The sequence below is a fragment of the Chryseobacterium wanjuense genome (assembly GCF_900111495.1).
Classification (GTDB): Bacteria; Bacteroidota; Bacteroidia; order Flavobacteriales; family Weeksellaceae; genus Chryseobacterium; species Chryseobacterium wanjuense.
The window spans coordinates 298,896-316,581 of the sequence record NZ_FOIU01000003.1; the positions used below are offsets into that span (position 1 = coordinate 298,896).

16 protein-coding genes are annotated in these 17,686 nt (G+C 37.6%); 6 read left to right on the top strand and 10 right to left on the bottom strand.

Annotated elements, in window-relative coordinates; all coding sequences use genetic code 11:
• Position 1: 1 nt before the first annotated feature.
• The 6 genes from BMX24_RS21385 to tssO (BMX24_RS17810) all read right to left on the bottom strand — a co-directional run bounded on the left by BMX24_RS21385 (position 2) and on the right by tssO (BMX24_RS17810) (position 8,347).
• The gene (locus tag BMX24_RS21385) at positions 2 to 3,220 is read right to left on the bottom strand and encodes a glycoside hydrolase family 19 protein (RefSeq protein WP_089795176.1); all 3,219 of its coding nucleotides are present in this window, start codon (positions 3,218 to 3,220) and stop codon (positions 2 to 4) included.
• Positions 3,221 to 3,243: 23 nt separating this feature from the next.
• Positions 3,244 to 3,747, bottom strand: coding sequence for a DUF4280 domain-containing protein (locus tag BMX24_RS17790; RefSeq protein WP_089795178.1), 504 nt, complete (start codon positions 3,745 to 3,747; stop codon positions 3,244 to 3,246).
• A gap of 93 nt (positions 3,748 to 3,840) precedes the next feature.
• Positions 3,841 to 6,240, bottom strand: coding sequence for a type VI secretion system protein TssR domain-containing protein (tssR, locus tag BMX24_RS17795; RefSeq protein ID WP_089795180.1), 2,400 nt, complete (start codon positions 6,238 to 6,240; stop codon positions 3,841 to 3,843).
• A gap of 56 nt (positions 6,241 to 6,296) precedes the next feature.
• Complete coding sequence (locus BMX24_RS17800) at positions 6,297 to 7,205, bottom strand: PKD domain-containing protein (protein WP_089795182.1); 909 nt, start codon at positions 7,203 to 7,205, stop codon at positions 6,297 to 6,299.
• Between the two features lie 69 nt (positions 7,206 to 7,274).
• Entirely contained in the window at positions 7,275 to 7,799 is a 525-nt protein-coding gene (tssO, locus tag BMX24_RS17805; protein ID WP_089795184.1) for a type VI secretion system TssO, read from the bottom strand.
• An 11-nt stretch (positions 7,800 to 7,810) separates the two neighbouring features.
• Positions 7,811 to 8,347 (bottom strand): type VI secretion system TssO, encoded by a 537-nt coding sequence (gene tssO, locus BMX24_RS17810; RefSeq protein WP_089795467.1) that lies wholly within the window; start codon positions 8,345 to 8,347, stop codon positions 7,811 to 7,813.
• Between the two features lie 247 nt (positions 8,348 to 8,594).
• On the opposite strand from tssO (BMX24_RS17810), the gene BMX24_RS17815 reads away from it, so the two are divergent.
• The 3 genes from BMX24_RS17815 to BMX24_RS17825 all read left to right on the top strand — a co-directional run bounded on the left by BMX24_RS17815 (position 8,595) and on the right by BMX24_RS17825 (position 11,553).
• Complete coding sequence (locus tag BMX24_RS17815; protein ID WP_228404906.1) at positions 8,595 to 9,197, top strand: response regulator transcription factor; 603 nt, start codon at positions 8,595 to 8,597, stop codon at positions 9,195 to 9,197.
• Positions 9,198 to 9,336: 139 nt separating this feature from the next.
• Entirely contained in the window at positions 9,337 to 9,627 is a 291-nt protein-coding gene (locus tag BMX24_RS17820) for an HU family DNA-binding protein (protein WP_002984212.1), read from the top strand.
• A gap of 366 nt (positions 9,628 to 9,993) precedes the next feature.
• Positions 9,994 to 11,553, top strand: coding sequence for an Rne/Rng family ribonuclease (locus tag BMX24_RS17825; RefSeq protein ID WP_089795188.1), 1,560 nt, complete (start codon positions 9,994 to 9,996; stop codon positions 11,551 to 11,553).
• Between the two features lie 62 nt (positions 11,554 to 11,615).
• Here the strand turns inward: BMX24_RS17825 and BMX24_RS17830 are convergent, their stop codons facing one another.
• Both BMX24_RS17830 and BMX24_RS17835 read right to left on the bottom strand, forming a co-directional pair.
• Complete coding sequence (locus tag BMX24_RS17830) at positions 11,616 to 12,365, bottom strand: GLPGLI family protein (RefSeq protein ID WP_089795190.1); 750 nt, start codon at positions 12,363 to 12,365, stop codon at positions 11,616 to 11,618.
• Positions 12,366 to 12,443: 78 nt separating this feature from the next.
• The gene (locus BMX24_RS17835) at positions 12,444 to 12,719 is read right to left on the bottom strand and encodes a hypothetical protein (protein ID WP_089795191.1); all 276 of its coding nucleotides are present in this window, start codon (positions 12,717 to 12,719) and stop codon (positions 12,444 to 12,446) included.
• A 146-nt stretch (positions 12,720 to 12,865) separates the two neighbouring features.
• On the opposite strand from BMX24_RS17835, the gene BMX24_RS17840 reads away from it, so the two are divergent.
• From BMX24_RS17840 to BMX24_RS17850, 3 genes are all read left to right on the top strand, one after another.
• Complete coding sequence (locus BMX24_RS17840; protein ID WP_089795193.1) at positions 12,866 to 13,246, top strand: helix-turn-helix domain-containing protein; 381 nt, start codon at positions 12,866 to 12,868, stop codon at positions 13,244 to 13,246.
• A gap of 39 nt (positions 13,247 to 13,285) precedes the next feature.
• The gene (locus tag BMX24_RS17845) at positions 13,286 to 13,753 is read left to right on the top strand and encodes an OsmC family protein (RefSeq protein ID WP_089795195.1); all 468 of its coding nucleotides are present in this window, start codon (positions 13,286 to 13,288) and stop codon (positions 13,751 to 13,753) included.
• Positions 13,754 to 13,977: 224 nt separating this feature from the next.
• Entirely contained in the window at positions 13,978 to 14,628 is a 651-nt protein-coding gene (locus tag BMX24_RS17850) for a response regulator transcription factor (protein ID WP_228404908.1), read from the top strand.
• A 154-nt stretch (positions 14,629 to 14,782) separates the two neighbouring features.
• Here the strand turns inward: BMX24_RS17850 and BMX24_RS17855 are convergent, their stop codons facing one another.
• A complete protein-coding gene (locus tag BMX24_RS17855; RefSeq protein WP_089795197.1) occupies positions 14,783 to 16,294 on the bottom strand; it encodes a carboxypeptidase-like regulatory domain-containing protein in 1,512 nt (503 codons plus the stop codon).
• Between the two features lie 11 nt (positions 16,295 to 16,305).
• Positions 16,306 to 17,670 (bottom strand): CsgG/HfaB family protein, encoded by a 1,365-nt coding sequence (locus BMX24_RS17860; protein ID WP_089795199.1) that lies wholly within the window; start codon positions 17,668 to 17,670, stop codon positions 16,306 to 16,308.
• Positions 17,671 to 17,686: the final 16 nt, after the last annotated feature.

Genomic DNA, 17,686 nt, shown 5'->3' on the forward strand with positions numbered 1-17,686 from the left:
TTTAAATTTCTTTTAAAGTTGGTGCAAACCCTTGAATATGCAAGTGGTCGTTGTGATTTTTATCTTTGTCGTGGGTACAGTGATTCAGGATTTTTTCACTTTTTTCACCATAATTCTGGGACAGCATACTCTTCCAGCCAAACTTATACAAAGCATCGTTGAAGGTATTCTGTCTCGTCTCGTCCAGTCCTTTCCAGCCGGTGGCTTCATCATCGTTGAAAAGATCTGTCATTCCGCCTTTTTTATCGGTTCGAAGGTATCTTAAATCTCCATTCATCCCGTTTTTATGGGACTTACTACCACCTACAGATTCCCCTTTTTCATTACTGAAACCGTTGAATACGAAATCATCGTAGTTGCATTCTAATAACGCGCCAAACAACGCAGCCATCGTAACATCGTTCATATAATAACGAACCGTATTGATAGTCATTGTAAAGCCTATGGAGTCCTTTTTGTAGGTATGTTTTACGTTTCGGACATCAATTAAATAAATATTTTCGGTGTCTTTTCCGAGCTTGTCTTTGTAAACTCCGCCGTAATTTTCTTTTACTTTTACCAATTTATATTTACCCAAATCATGAACATTTCCGGCACTGTCGTGATAGAAATATGCCGCCGATTCTCTTTTTTCATTTTTATATTTATACTGGATCTCTCCCGTACTTTGGATATGATACTCCACATCGGCATCACCTATGTTGGTAGCCTGACATTCATCGGTTTTTAAAACTTCTTTTATTTTTGCTAAAATCGTTTCCCTTGCAGCAACGTCGTTGGTAGAGCCGTGTACAAGCCTTGTCACTTCTTTAAAATCACCTTTATCAGCCACCGTGTTCAGGTCTTTTTCGCTGCCGTCATTTAAGAGAACTCCGTGTTTCCAGTACCATCCTGCGGAACGTGTCGTAAGGTCAAGGTCGCTCAGCAACAGATCCGGATCGGCTACCAGGTCTTTTCCGGCATACTCCCTGAATCTTCTGTATCCTTTTTTTCTTGTGATCTGGATAAGGCCTCTTCCACGGTATTTATAACCGTCTCCACTGGCTTCATCTCCGTTTTCTGCGATATTTCTGTAGACATAATTTCCCAGTTTTTCAGGACTTTTAAAAAACTCGCTCGGATTAGAATATAATCTCGGATGGCTGTCCTTCGACCAAAAACTATGTAAAGCTGTTTCTGTCGTGTAATACAGGTTTTCATCGGCTCTGGAGAAATATCCCGTTTCTTTTGTAATCTGGGTTAAGAAAAATGCTTTTTTAACGCAGGTATTTATTTTAAATTCTTTTAAAGTTTTGTTTAAAGAAGTGAGAAAAGTTTCAATCGTCGGCGACCCGAAACTGTTGGTTCCTTTATCGAAAAGCTGGGCAACATCCGGATACATTTGCTTAAATTCTTCTGCCGTGATCGGAGCTTCACATCTCGGGCATTTCTTAGCAATCTCGAAATAAGAACCGTCTTTTTTCAGGAATTCTCCTTCATGTTTTTTGATATTTCCGGTACATTCGGCTTTTAACCAAAGGAATTCGGTCACTTTTTTGAAAACATCGAACGTCACTTCTTCATCTTTGTTGTAGACCTCTTTGGTCAATGCTTTTACGATCGCATCGGTTTTGGTGAATTTTTCCTGTTTGGCTAATTCATCTTTGATTTTATTGGCAATAACTCCCGCAATTCTTTTTTTCTCGTCTGCAGTGGCCGTTTTATTGGTTCCTCCGAATTTGTAGGTGTGGGTTCCGTCTTTTTTACCGCTGAGTTTTTCCCTCCATTCTTTTAATGTTTCATCTGATTTTGGACGGAGTTTTATTTTAATTTTTGCTAAACCATTTTGTGCAGTAGCCTTCAGCGTTGTGAGTTCGGCTCCGTTTTCTTTGGCTTCCAGAACGGGTAAACTAGCATCTTTCGCCAGTAAAAGTTCTTCTTTTTCTTTAATATTAATACTTACTTCTTTTCCATCCAGCAGCATTGTTTTTGCCACCACGAAAACTTCTTCTTCCAGCGGTGCACTGTTGATCGGCGTCATGACAGGACCCAATTTGTACAACGGAAAAGTAATGGATTCCCCTTTTTTATAAGAGGTTTTGGCAAGGGCATTTTTAATATCATCAAATTTCGCATACTTTTTATCCTTTTTCGCAGCGGGATTTACCTTGCCTTTGATAATGTTGGCAATATTATCTTTGTTGATGTTGTTATTGTCCTTTGCGAAAGTATATTTATGCTGCCCATCCGTTTCATCCGTCTCTTTGGTGAATTCTTCTTTTGCGAAAAAAGCATCCAGAAGAGACTCCGTTTTGGGTTCTTCTACCACGCTGGTTGTCTTTCCTTCAGGTTTCTGGGCGGTCGGCTTCTGTTCCGGCTCTACAGTTCCTTTGGTTTCCTGTACAGCTTCCGGTTTTTGCGAAGTATCTCCCACTCCTTTTTCTTCTTTTTTCGAAGCGGGCTGCTCATTATTGGTTTTTGCAGGTGTTGCCGTCTGTCCTGAATCTGAAGCAGGTGTCTTGGCATCAGACTTTGGCTGTGGCGCAGGTTCTTTATATTCAGGATTTTGAACTTCTACGTTATTCGTAGCATGTTTTCTGTCTTTGTAATATTCTACGGTCACATAAAATTCCAGTTTCTTGGGATCTTTCTCTCCGCCTGCTGCTTTTTGCATCAAAACTTTCGTTAAAGCAAATTCAGCGGTTGCCGTTCCTGTCCTATCAACCAAAACTTCCTTGCTGTCGACAAAAAGATTGGCATTATGATGACCATCTCCCGCCGCATCGTCTTCCCAGAGGGTGAACAGCAGTTTTTTTCCTGTAAGATTAATACATTGAGCTTTGGCTATTAATTTTTCATTATAACTAAAAACCGTTCCCTTCGAATCATCTGCATAGTGCAGCTCAACCTTATCAATTTTCGGAATTCCGGCGAGTTGAGGGGTAATATCGATGGTAGTAGAACCTTTTCCTTCCGGCTCGTGAAGATAGGCTTCGAGACGATAGGTGTTTTTTGCTGACACCTCACCGAAAGTGAAATTTCCGTCTCCTGTTTTCTTGATATTGGTAGTGGTAAAACTTCCGTTTGAGCGTTTTTTAAACAATTCCCAAGTAACCAGAGCCGGATTCTGCTCTGCTTTCGGGGTTCCGGGATACCATTCTTCGATCTTGTACAAAGTCTTTTCCCCAACCTTTGGAGAAGGATTTCCGGAAATTCTTGAAACTCCTTTTTTTACTGGCATAGAAAGTGTTTTTTAGATTTAAATTAATAAGCGTCAATTTCACTTTCCAGGACAGTCTCTTTGAAGTCCTGCATTTTCACCAGCGGATTGATGTGCTGTACCGTCTTGTTATCGGCATTTTTCACGTTCTGTTTGCTCATTTCTCCGCGCTGCCCGTGGTCTTTAATCGTAATTTTTCCTCCCACTACACATTGCAGCTCCGAAAGTTCGGTCACGATCTTTTTACCCATGATGGTCACTTTATCATAGGTTTTCTGCCATTTTCCGGCAGGCGCATAAGAACATGGTAAATATCCACCGGAAGTCGGCTTCAATTTACATTGCCCGAAGCTTGGTCCGGGAGGGTTGAACTGAAGGTCATTCTCCGTGACGCCGAGAAAATCTGTGTTTCCATCGGAATCATTCCAAAAGTGCTTCTGATGGGTTGTGACTTTATATTGAGGGAATTTATCACCCTGATTACACTGGGCTTTACCCTTTTGAACGACAAAGTATTTGCCATCATGAGGTGATGATTGCTGTGACATAATTATGTGATTTGGGTAACATCAAAGATAAAAATTTTACATTAAAAATGAAAAAAGCAGAAATAATTTTCTGCTTTTTAGTATTATAAATTATTAATGTTTAGTAAATTCCGGCTCTTCCGTCGGTAACATCGTTGGCATAAAGTACTCATTCAGCCAATAGAAAATCTGCCCGTTCTGCTCGATTTTCACGGCAGGATTGTTTCTGTGAGAAAGCATTCTGTCTGCCAGATCTTTGTAGTGACGGAAGTAGGTTCTTACCGTTTCATTCGTGATGATTTTCGATTTTCTCCAGCCTTTCAAATTGTATTTTGACATTAATTCTTCTTCAGAATTGTCGAAACCGGTACTGATTCCTACTGCGTAAGACATTGGCTGCTCGTAAAGATCACCTTTATCCAAGAATTTTACTGTCGGATTGTATTTTTTCAACAAGCTTACATATTCCTTGATCGCTCTGGACTGATTAAAATCTGCTCTTTCGGCTCCCGTTTTCTGATATACTTCTGTGTAGAAAAGCTTTAAATTATCGTATTCCGTCTCAGAAATCAGGATTCCTTTTTCCAATCCGGGCTTGTAGTCTTTCAATTCTTTCGGAATGTATCCTTTTACCAAAAACGGACTTCCGTAATTGATCAGCTGAGCGGCGATTCCTGCCGGAACAGGGTTTGTAAGACCCGGATACAGATATTTGTATTTCAGATCAACATCCGTTCTGCCCGCTCCCACCGAAGAATGGAAATAATCGTTCAACGATTTATCCAGCGTTTCATTATCCAAAGTTACCTGTGCAATTAAGCTGTCTACAGACTTTTTCAGATAACCCGGCGTTGCAATGTCCCCTTTTTTAGGGAAAATTACAAATCCCTGAGACATACTTTGCTTCGGATAAGCCAGTGAGAAAAAGCCTTCGTCACCTTCAATTAGGCTGAAATTATTTTTCGTTAAAACATCATTTTGATTAATGATTTTCTGCTTCTTTAATTCAGCGATATTTTTTGCAGTATTGGTTACCACGTTTTCTGCCATCAACACAAAATCATTGTAAGTATCTGAAGATCTTGCGCTTGTCTGGAACATAATCAATCTGGCCTGAGCTTGAGTTAAAGAATTGATCACTCCATACATATTTCCGCTCTGGTTGGCCGAAGTACCTACCGTTACGACGATATTCGTTTCGTCAGGAACGCTTGTCAAAAGATTTCCGGCAGCCATTAAACCTTCGTTTACAGGTTGATAACCACTATTGCTTGCACAATTCATCTCATTTGTTTTCTGATCGATGAAGGTGGTGATCTTGCTGTAATCGGTACTTAAATTTGAAACGGCCACATTATCTCCGCAAGAATTATTTTTATATAAAACCACCCCATATTTCACCTGATTGAAATAAGACGGTTTTTCGAATCTAAGTTGTAAATCCTGCAGCAAAGACTTTACAATCGGGGCGTAAGGTGCATTTGGCGCACTGATATCTAAGGCAAAAACAATGTTAATCCTTTTATTTCTCTCCGTAATTTCTCTGTAACGATCGAAATAAATCGGTTCCCCTAACACATTGAAAACATAATTTTTACTATAATCTAAAATATTCGTAAAATATTTCGTTTTCGAATCCGGAGTCGGTGTTTCATTTAATGATAAACTTACCGGATAAATATTTTCAAGCGGAGTTCTTTTATTAACATCCGTCAGAAGAATTGCGGTTCTGTTTTCCGTTTCATTTCCACCCGGAGAGCCTTCGTGAAGGCCTAAAGCCGTTTCCGTAACGCCAGTTGTATTTTTCATTTTAACGGCAGAACGTTCTCCCCACGCCGAAACTACGTTGGAACTTACCCAGCCGTACAAACTCGTGCCGATGCTATCAATATCGATGGTTGGCTTTTTCCCGACCAAAAATCTTTTGTTGTTTTCGGCCTGTTTGTAGACATAAACGATCTGTCCGTTCGGGATTTTTACGTTGGCCTGCTCGATCAAACTTGGTGAATTGAACACCATGATCGAATCGTTTTTATAGTATCTTTCTGAGCTTCTGATGACTTCGCTGTTGCTTGGTACAACGGCTACCCGTACAGGAAAACCTGTTTTTTCGTTTTTTAAAGAATTGCTCCAGAGAAGAAGATCAGATTCCGGAATCCAGCCGTAGGTTTTGATCTGTTTTGATGAAACTTTTTTCATTAATGCATCCGGAATATATTCTGCTACTTTCACCATTCCGTCGCGGTTTTTAAGCACCATTAACGGCTCTAAAAACTTAACTTCTTTATACGATTTTTCATCACTTTTATCTAAATACGCCGTATTTCTGGACCGGTCTGAAATCGCAATCCACGGAACTGATTTTTTAGGAAAACCATTTACGACAGATGCATTATCGATCTGCCCGTATTGTGACGGCTCCGGAGTTCTCTTTGAGGGTAATTTTACCTGACAGCTCGTCAGTAATACCGAAACTCCGATGTAATATGCTGCTAGAGGAAGTTTATTTTTCATCCTGATTTATTTAAATGATTGGTGCGTTCAAGAAAAAAATTCTGAACGAGAAATAATTATTTACTTTGGTTTATATCTATTTTGGTTACACAGTTTTGTGCATCATCGAAGTTTACTTTTACAGTCTGGATGACATTATTTTTGTCAAACTGAAGACCCGCACAGTACATGTAGAAATTGTTTACTTTGCTGTCGTTTACTTTTACCACTGTATTTTCGTTGTTGCACAGATAAGTTCTCAATAAATAATTGTAGTGCATATTGAAACTGTTTCCGTTGGCGATCTGCTGAAGATGGTATTTAAAATCATTATCAATTTTAGCATAAGCATCTTCCACGCTCACTTCTTCTTCCAGGGCATCATAGGCAGGAAGAATTTTGATCTGGTGCAAAATCGGCTCTTCGCTTTCGTCTGTGTAAAGCGTTACGATATAATCGCCCGGTTTTTTGTAGGAATAAATGGCCAGTTTGTCTTTAGAATCGATGTTTCCGGTCTCACCGAATTTCCAGGTGAACTGTTTGGCATCGGAAACGGCGCGAAACTGTACGTTTTCAAATTGCATGGCCTGAGTCTGGGCGTCGATCAAAGTTTTGTTTTTTGTAGTGTCTTTCGGCTTCGGAAGGCCTCTTGCGGAAACCATTACCGGAAAGGATTTGGAATATTTGTTATCGATAATCAACGTTACCTGATAATATCCCGGTTTATTGTAAAAGTGGATTCCACTGCTTTTATCAGAAGTTGTCCCGTCCCCAAAACTCCATCTCTTGGTTTTTGCAAACTGGGTTTTGTCTTCAAACAAAAGCGTATCTCCTACTGCAACAGACGACGGATAAACTACCCCGACAATATCATCGGCGGAGTGTATCACTTTCTTCTGCAACCACAATGCAACCAACGCAGCTATCAGCAAAGTCGCAATAACACCAATAATAATGTTCTTCTTGTTTTTTTGAAAGTAATTCATAGTTAATGATTGTGTGATGTGTGTGTGTTTTATTTTATGTATTTTCTTCCTTAGTTGAATATTTTAGCTTTACTGAGTTCTTGATTTTAGGGCTGTTTCGCGTTGGAAAAGCTGGTTTTTCTTTTCTTTAAACCCGATTGAGCATTCCTCAAACTGTTTTTGGAAACTTTTGATATTCTCAGTTTTGCTTGAAATAATTTTTTTATCGTCGAAGTACATTTTATAAAATTTCGCAATCTGCGGAAATGCATCTTTCCTGATGTCTGTCGTGTTATCATTGGCCAGCTGATTCGCTACATCATTGATTCCGTTCATGATATTATTCTCGGTAAAAGGCTGCGGAGGCTGGTCGGTAAGCCTGTTGATCTGCGAAAATGTACTGTCCATCAATTTGTAGGTGAATTTCTGTTCCTGGTCGAATTTTGTTTTTTCTTCAAGATTCCGGATCGAGATGATGTCTTCATCGGAAAACGGTGATTCAAAACCTTTTAAAAAGATAATTCCCAGAAAGATAAGTGCTGCCAAAAGCATTAAGATCAAATATAAAAACTGATAATGCCTTTCTTTTTTTGATAGTGTGATTTGTCCCTGCATGATTTTCGTTTTTATCTTCTACGTCTGCTTCCTGTGAATTTTCTGGTAGGATCTACCCTCAATTCGTTGTTCACAATTCCTACTTTTCCTCTGCATTCGGAAAGATCCCGAAGGGCAATCTGCTCGTCGTAGGAAACCTTTACAATCTGATTTTTCAGGGCCAGCATCGGCTCGATCTGCTTCATCAGAATGGAATAATGCTTGAAATTGTCTGCGCTGTCTTTACCCATGATGTTTTTCGCATCCTGTACGTTGTCCATGATATAGTTTTTCAGGATAATATCATTGTCCACCTTGTTGATATCAAGCTGATTCATCCTGTAATAAATACTATCTACATGAGTTCTGAGCAGATCGCTTCTGGTAAGTAATTCTCGGTAGTCATCAGCCTGCTTTTTGATTCCTTCTCTCTGCTGGTCGTAGCTCTTGAAAAAGAAAAAGACGCAGATGAAAGAAACAGCTGATAATGCGACAAATGATAGAACAAATTTCCAAATGCCTATCCTGACGTCTGACTTGTTTAATTTTTTCTCCCTGTTCGAAGACATATTTTGTGATTTGTTTGGGCCTGTGAAATTATAAAAAAATAATTTATTCACAAAATTTAACTTTTTCAGGGAAATAATGAAGAACATTTAATTAATTTAAGATTAATTTTCACTTTCGCTATATTTTCATAATTTAGCTCCCTGAATTTTAATTATCATCCACCAAATCGATATTAAAGTGAGTAAAATATTAACTAATACTGTGCGATTTTCTATAGCCGACAGTGATTTTTATTTTAAAAAAATAATGATCAAAACGCTGATGGAAAACCCGTTCTATATGCTTCTTAACGACTGCAACAACGGCCACGAGCTGATCAGCAGAAATTACAGAAGGCAGGAAGACGTATTTGTCGTAGAACTCTTCATGCCGGTATTAAGTGGGCTTGAGGCGATAAAATACATCCGAAAAAGCAACATCGAAACGCCGATCATCACTTACTCCGGGACTTACCAGGAGGATATGGCAGAAATTCTTTCAAAAATTCCGAATATTTTTTATTGCGAGAAAAAAAGCAATGTCATCAAAGATATTATCAAAGGAAAAATAGCTTCCAACAGCTTCGATTACGAGACCTATACCAAAGAATGGGAACAACAGCCATTGGCCGTAATGGAGTATATGGATCGCCAGAAAAAAAGCCAGGAAGAACTTTCTCCGACCGAAATACAGCTCATGAAATTCTGCTACGAGGGTTTCAGCAACAAGGAAATCGGAGAAAAACTGAACCTCAGCACGAGAACAATTGACACCTATATCAACCGCCTTACAGAAAAGCTCGGATTGAAGACAAAACTTCACCTGATCCGCTTCTGCGTGGAGAACGGCTACTACAATTCCAGCATGTAATGGTAATTTAACAGCTAATTAATATATACTAAACAGTAAAGTTTCAACCTTTTATCGAAAAATATTTTGCCACTAATTTGCTAATATTCAATTTTTTTAACTAAATTTGCACACCTAAAATTTAAAATTAAAAAAGGAAATGACAAAGGCAGAATTGGTAAATACCATCTCAAATAAGTTGGGAACAGAAAAGAATGAAACACAGAAAGTTGTAGAAGCTTTTATGCAAGAGATCAGGACTTCTATGTATAATGGAGATAACGTTTATTTAAGAGGTTTTGGTTCTTTTATCATCAAAACAAGAGCTGCTAAAACAGGAAGAAATATTTCTAAAAATACTGCAATTGAGATTCCTGCTCATAACATTCCTGCTTTCAAACCTTCAAAATCTTTTGTAGAGAAAGTAAAAACTAAAGTTGCAGTAAAATAAGACATTAACTGAATATTAACTAGTTACTAAAAAATTAAAATTATGCCAAGCGGAAAGAAAAGAAAAAGACACAAGGTTGCAACTCACAAAAGAAAGAAAAGAAGAAGAGCAAACAGACATAAGAAAAAATAATCTCTTTTTCTGAGATTTACAATATATAATATAGTTGGTGATTTTAAGTTTTAAAGGTTCACCGACTATATTTTGTTTTGCAACTATAAGATTCCGCAGAAATACATTGTGGTTTACTATTTTTTATGAAAAGTACTTTTCTTTCAATAGTAATTCTTAACTTAAGAACATTATAATTTGATGAAAAACCATGCCTATTTCTTACAATCTTAACAATTTTTATCTTACAACAAAATGAAGAAAGAACTTATAGTTTCGCATGAAGATGATCTTACAAAGATTGCACTGCTGGAAGACGGAAGACTATGTGAACTTCATGAGCAAGAGGACAAAAGCGATTTTATAGTTGGAGATTTGTTTATTGGAAAAGTAAAAAAACTGGCACCCAACCTGAATGCCGCATTCGTAAACATCGGGTACGAAAAGGATGCTTTCCTGCATTATCAGGATCTTGGGCCGCAATATCTTACTTATCGTAAATTTTTAAGAGATACGATTTCTAAAAAACAAAATGCTTCAAGTTTAAAAAATTTCGAAATACAACCCGAAATAGATAAAAACGGAACTGTAGACAAAGTAATCGCTAAAGATGACCTTGTTTTATTACAAATCACCAAAGAACCGATCTCTACAAAAGGACCCAGAATTTCTACTCAGGTTTCTTTAACAGGACGTTTTTTGGTTTTAATACCTTTCGATAACAAAGTTTCGATTTCCAAAAAAGTAAAAAGCTTTGAGGAAAAAGAAAGATTGAGAACATTAATCGAAAGCATTAAGCCCGAAGGTTTCGGAGTCATTATAAGAACCGTAGCCGAGGGTAAAAAGGTAGCAGACCTGCACAACGACATGAATCAGCTGATTCAGAAATGGGAAACTACTTTTAAAAATATACAGAAAAATAAAGTTCCGTCGAGAGTCTTAAGCGAAGATGACAAAGCTTCAGCTATTTTAAGAGACAATTTCAACCAGGATTTTGTAAGCATCACTTGTGATGACGAGCAGATGGTTGAGGAAATGAAAAACTATCTGGAAGTTATCGCTCCGGAAAGAAAGAATATTGTCCACTTTTATAATTCTCATATTCCTCTTCTGGAATATTATAATGTAGAAAAACAGCTCAAGCAAAGTTTCGGAAAACACGTCAATATCCCAAGCTCAAAAGGTGCATATCTTGTCATAGAACATACAGAAGCATTACACGTAATCGATGTAAATTCCGGAAATAATATCACCACCGGAGCCGCTGTCAACAAAGAACATGCACTGAAAGTAAACAAAATGGCAGCCACAGAAATCGCAAGACAGCTTCGTCTCCGCGATATGGGTGGGATCATCGTAATCGATTTTATCGATATGCAAAACCCGGATCACAGAAGAGATCTGTACGAACATCTGAAGGAAGAGATGAAGCGCGACAAAGCCCGCCACAAGATCCTTCCGCCAAGTAAATTCGGTCTGATACAAATCACGAGACAAAGAAACCGTCCGGAAAAACAGATCGACACCAAAGAAGAAAACCCGAACAAAGACGGAGAAATCGTAGCACCGATCGTCATTGTGGAAAGAATGGGTGAAACCCTTAGAACCATCATGCAAAAGGAAAAAGGAAAACTTTACCTGCATGTGCATCCATTCGTGGAAGCATACCTTACAAAAGGAATCAACAGCTTCCAGATGAAATGGTTTATGAAATACAAAAAATGGGTAACCGTCATCCCAAGGGATTCTTTTAAATATTTAGAATACAGGATTTATAATTCGAATAAAGAAGAATTGATAGGATATTCTAATTAATACAAAATTTTAAACCTCCAGTTTTTCTGGAGGTTTTTTTTGTTGATTTTCGGAAAGGGAATTTATTTTTCCCATTCATACTTCTGTTCTACAGTAAACCTCTGATTTGTTATTACTTTACTGGACTTCGGAAGATTTTCAGCAACTTTGGCAAAAATTTTATTCATATGAGCCTCTTTTGCTTCAACATAATCTTTTAAACTTATTTTTTCTTTATTTAAAAATTTTGGTTTGAAAGTGATTGTACTTTTATCATCAACATTTACAGATTCAGCTTTCCAAATGTCATGATCTTTATTTTCTGTACGGATATCCAGAATTAAACCCGGAAGACCATAAAACTTGAAAGGTCCCGCAGAATATGGAAGATCTTTTGTAAAGTAGGCAATAATCTTTGATCCTCTAAATGTTCCTGTAGCTTTATAGCATTTATATCCCGCAATTGTTTTAGTTTGATCTTCTTCTATTTTCCAAGTGGGCTTTGGAACTTTATCATAAATAAAAAAATCTCTGCTATCGACATTAGCAGTGAAAAAGAAATTCCTTTCAGAATCATCGTTTAAGTCAGAAACAAAATATTGTTTTGTTGGTTTTTTACCATTATCTAAATTAACAGCCATAGTCCAGTCTCCAGTCAATTTATTTTGTGTTACAATTGAATCCTGAATTGATATGGTCTGATTGTTTTTAATATAAAGGTCTTCATGAGATGTTGTAAAAGGTGACAAAACCCTAAGATACTTCACATGAATTTGTTGTGAGAAATAAAATCCGGAAATAAAAAGTAATGTTAATAAAATAATTTTTTTCATAAGAATGTGTTTGTAGACGATAACCCTTTCAGAGTTTAAAACTCTGAAAGGGTTGTTAAACTGTTTAAGTTAAATAAATTAAGTTAACCAAAATCCTGCAACTTGCAAAGCAACTTTTACTCCATTTTGCCAAGCTTGACAACTTGCTAAATTCGGTTGATCGGAGTAAACTGTTTCCTGACCTACTACTTGTCCTCCAGACCAGTAGGTAATTACAACACCACATTGTTGAACATCTGCTTTTTGTTCAGTTTTTTCTTTTTTTCCGGTTTCTTTGGCGACATTTCCATTGTCTTTGGCGCTAACAAGACCTGCAACTCCGAAAGCTGCTAGTAATAAAGTCTTTTTCATCATTTGAAATTTTAAATTAATAAATTATTTAATTCACTCCGCTAAGATATATATGATTCTTTCTTCTTACAACAACCAACAGTTATAAAATCAACAACCGTTGGTTATCATTTTAAAAAATATTACTTTAGCACTAAAATCTGAGATTTATGGGTTTAGATACAAAACTTCGCAAACTAAGAGAACAAAAAGGCTGGTCACAAATGGATGTAGCTCATCAGTTGGATATTTCTCAATCTGCTTATAACAAGTGGGAAGCCGGACAGGCAAAGCCAACTTTATTAAATTTACAAAAAATAGCTGAAATTTTCGAAGTTGACTTCTTCGATTTAATTCAAGAGCAAATTCCAAACTTAGATTTGTCTAATGCAAAATTTGAAAACTCTCCGTTTTTTGTGATAGAATCTACACACAATACAATTAGCTATGATTCACCCGAGCTAATTTCAAAAATTCTAGACAATCAAAATCAAATGGCAAAATTAATGGAAATGCAAAATAAATTGATTGAAAGTTTATTGAAGAAATAAAATATTCTACAATATTAATCAGAAGAACTTTCAACAAAAATGAAAAACCACCACTACAAAACCACCATCCAATGGACGGGCAATAGAGGAAGCGGAACCAGCAGCTATCGCGATTACGAAAGAAGCCATACCATTTCCGCAGAAAATAAACCTGTGATTGAAGCTTCTTCAGATCCCGCTTTCCGGGGTGATAAAACGAAGTATAACCCGGAAGAGATGCTTTTGTCTTCACTTTCTTCGTGTCACATGCTTTGGTATCTTCATTTTTGCTCGGAAGCCGGAATTATTGTGACAGATTATGTAGACCACGCTACCGGAATTATGGAAGAAACCAACAATGGAAGCGGTCATTTTGTAGAAGTTACTTTACATCCTACCGTTACTTTGCAAAACGAAGAGATGACAGAAAAAGCAAAAGAACTTCATCATAAGGCCAATGAATTTTGTTTCATCGCCAACTCAGTGAACTTTCCGGTAAAACATATCCCTACAGTGTTAGTTAAATAAAAATATTTTCATTTCAACACCTTTGAAACACTTATTAATATTAACTTTTTCAAACAATAAGTCTAAAATTTTTAATTAAAACTCCACTTTAAGGGAATTATTTATCAAATAATCATTAAAATTTAATATTATTTGCATATTTATTGATAATAAATGTGATTTTTTTGATTATTTTATGCAAAATGTGAAGTTTTTTTTATATTTTTATATAACTAAAACTGACCATGATGAAACCGAGATTAACCATCTTCGACGAGCCGCTGTTGTATACAGAAGGGCTCTCCAAACTGCTCGACCAGAGTGAAATTTTCACGAGTGTCCATATTTGTAATTGCCCACAGGCTCTTGCAATGATTCTTCAGGAAGATCCTCCGGAGTTTCTCATGATCAGCTCCAATATGCTGATCCTTACAGATCTCTACAAATCGATAGAGAATATTACTTCCAACAACAAAGGGATTAAGATTATCATTATCGGAAGCGATTATGATGTGATCGATATTCGAAAACTTTTCAACAAAGGCATCAAAAGTTATCTTGATAAAAACAGCCGCTACGATGAGTTCATCAAATCTATTCAGGCATTACTTCACAACGAGATCTATATCTGTGATCATGCAAAGGAAAGAATGCTCAATTTCATCAGCAGCGAGCAGGAACAAACCAGAGCTCACATGAGAGATCCTCTCACAAAACGTGAAATGGAAATCCTGAAACTGATCTGCGACGGTCTCAGCAGTAAAGACATCTCTGAAAAACTTTTCATCAGCATCAATACGGTAGAAACACACAGAAAAAGAATATTATTAAAACTTAATGTAAAGAACTCGGTAGGGGTCGTAAAATACGCAATTGAAAATCATATTATTGACTAGCAACCAACTAACTAACCATGAAAAATTCCAAACCCGCAGGTTTGGAATTTCTTTTATACCATGAAAAAAAATGTAAATGGTGAATGGTAAACAGTAAATCTTAAAAAATTCACGACTCACTTGCGCAAGCAAAATTCACCATTCACAATAATCTCTACTCATAGTCCGGCATTTCAGCGTTGTTGAAAAGAACAGCTCTTGTGAGATCAGTCATAGAGCTGTTCAGATTGATAACCATAACATTCTTCTGAGAGATGTTATCATTTGAAGTATTCATGAAGATTACTTGGGCATTATTGGGCGAAAATCTCGGATCGAGATCATTCGTACCCATGGCTTTTTCGCTTTCCGAAGAAATGTCGTACGTCGTGTCTGTCATTAAGTTATAAACAAAAATATGGGAATCGAGCTGTCGGTAATTTCCGGAGCTGTCTGTATATCCGGAAAGATCGCGTGTATAGACAAGCATTTGCCCGTCGACAGAAAAATTCAGTCCGCCACTTGCTCCGGTCGTGCCTGTGAGCACGGTTTCCAAAACATTTCCTGTCATATCTATCACATATATTTTTGTATTATATCCGCTAAAATCATTAGTTTTTATTGCAATTTTGCTTCCGTCATAGCTCCAGTCACATTCGGAGATCATGCTTCCGTCCGGTGTTGTGTAGACCAGATTCAGGCCGCTTCCGTCTTTATTAATTCTGTATAATTTGTTGAAATTAGCATACAAAAGCTCCTGTCCGTTGTTTCGCCATGCAAAATCAAGTTCATCATTTCTGAAACCCGCCACCGGAACGGTTGTTACCTTGAAAAGATTCGAGCCATCCGGATTTGCGGTGTAAATATGATTGCTTCCGCCTTCCGTTCTCAAAAATGCTATCAATCCGGAATTATTATTTTTCCGTGGTCTCCAGCTGTTGTAAGAAGAATTGGTAAACTGAAAATTCGTTCCCGTATCGTTGCTGGAAATAATCACAAAATTTCCGCCTTGTTTCTGAACATAATGATAGCGGTTCGTAGGAACAGTATTGGTCGTGAATTTACTGATCGGGCTCAGAACCGGAGGATGGATGCCGTCTGAAACAGAAACCTGCCAGAAATAGCTCACTCCGTAATTTAGATTATTGAGGGTATAATGGGTAGCCGTAAGATCATTTACCTGAACGACATTTGTATTAATATTATTTTTTATGGTTAAATTATATTTTAAAACATCAGTCGTATCAGGATCAGTTGAGCTCCAGGTCAGTTCGACACTCAAAGGCTGATCGGTTGCATTATCGATCGGGCTTAGCAGTTGCGGTGCGGTAGGCGGAGAATTCAGCGAGGTATCGTCGTCCATTTCAAAAACTACAGTTACTACCTGATTCTGATTCTGAATATTTACCCCCTGATAATTGGTAACATAGCCAGTAAGTTCCGCTTTTACGGAATAATTTCCGACCGGCATTCCTGTAATTTCAAAAGATCCGTCTGTTCCGGTAAAAACCGTCTGTGTAGAGGGCGAAGTGAAAATTTTCACATTGGCAATAGGCTGATTTGTCCCTCTCTTCACTACTTTTCCTTTCATACTTCCTGTCTGAGCCTGGTCTACAAGTTCTTCATCACAGGAAAACAAACATAAAGAAAGGATGAATATGCTGATAATTTTAATTAAAGTTTTCATAGTTCATGTTTTTATTTGTTACCAATGTAAAAATTGAGTCCCAGTGCAAATCGTAATGCCTGATCTTTTCTTTTGCCATTTACCAGACCTTCCCAATCGTCTTTGAAACCTACATCATACTGAGAAGAGGCTCGCAGCCCGATGTTTTTGGCCAGCATAAATTCCAGACCGCCGCCGAACTGCCCTTTGTATCTTGGTTTAATATTGGAATACATGATCCCTCCTCCACCGTAGATGTATGGACTGAACCGGTATTTCGGAAAAAGAAGATATTCGAGATTGACTTCAGGAACGAAGAAATTCCGTTTTACGATGTTTTCATTTTCGAGCGTGAAAATATTTGCATTAATTTCAACATTAAAATTAGGACTGAAAAAATATTTAAAACCTAATTTTCCTCCGATATTCATTTTGGGATTCACATAATCATCTTTAATTTTCTGTGCTTCCACATTTCCAAAGACGGCAAATTTTTGTCTGTAATTGTCCGGAAATTTATTTCCTATCAGTCTGTTTTTATTTACGTCCTGTTCACGTTCATATTCGTCAATCACAACTTGGTAATTACCTGTATTATCGACAGATTTGCCCCAGATTTTATCTTTAATTCCTTCTACAATTAAAGCTTTTACAGCTTTTTCGATGGCTTCGGTCACGGCAAGCTGTACCGGTTCGTTCTGTGTTAAACCTACCTCAGCTTCCAATAATCTTTCCGTATCGATATATCTGAAAAAACTTCCGTTGACACTTGTAGAAAGAATGGTTTTTGAAGTATAAACTGTTTTCAGGATTTCCCCGTTCAAAGTAGAAACGGCGCGAAGATAAATGGTAATCCGGTCCTGTCTGTACTGTGTAGAAGCTCCTATACCGAAATATCGTGCTCCCAATCCGCCTGTCATCACATTGCTGTCGTAGGAAATGACTCCCCCTTCCAGCAAAATTCCGGCATATAAAAGCGGCGGCAGAGACTGGCTGTTTTTGTCGGCATCTTTCAGATATTCCTGCCTTGTGGAACGGATGATCTGTCTTTCGTTGAGAAGATTGGCAATATTTTCCCTTTCGATAGGGATAAACCATCGGCTGTCTTCCAAAGCTTTGATTAAAATAGTGGTGGTACCCTGCGGCACGGCTGTGCTCCAGTTGTTCCCGTTTTCAGAGGGTTTGTACTGCCCTGTCTGATCCCTGAATTTGTAAACACCGATTACAATTTTTTCTTTGGGTAAAGGCATGTTTTTCAACTCTGTGGTGTAGATTGTGTTTTCGCCCAATGTAGATCTTTCAGGATTGGAGGGCAATCCGAGCAAAGAACTACAGGCCTGTGTGATGCACAGGAGTATAGTACAGAAAAAAATTCTGCTGTAAGTTTTGGCTCTCATGGTTATGGTTAATTAA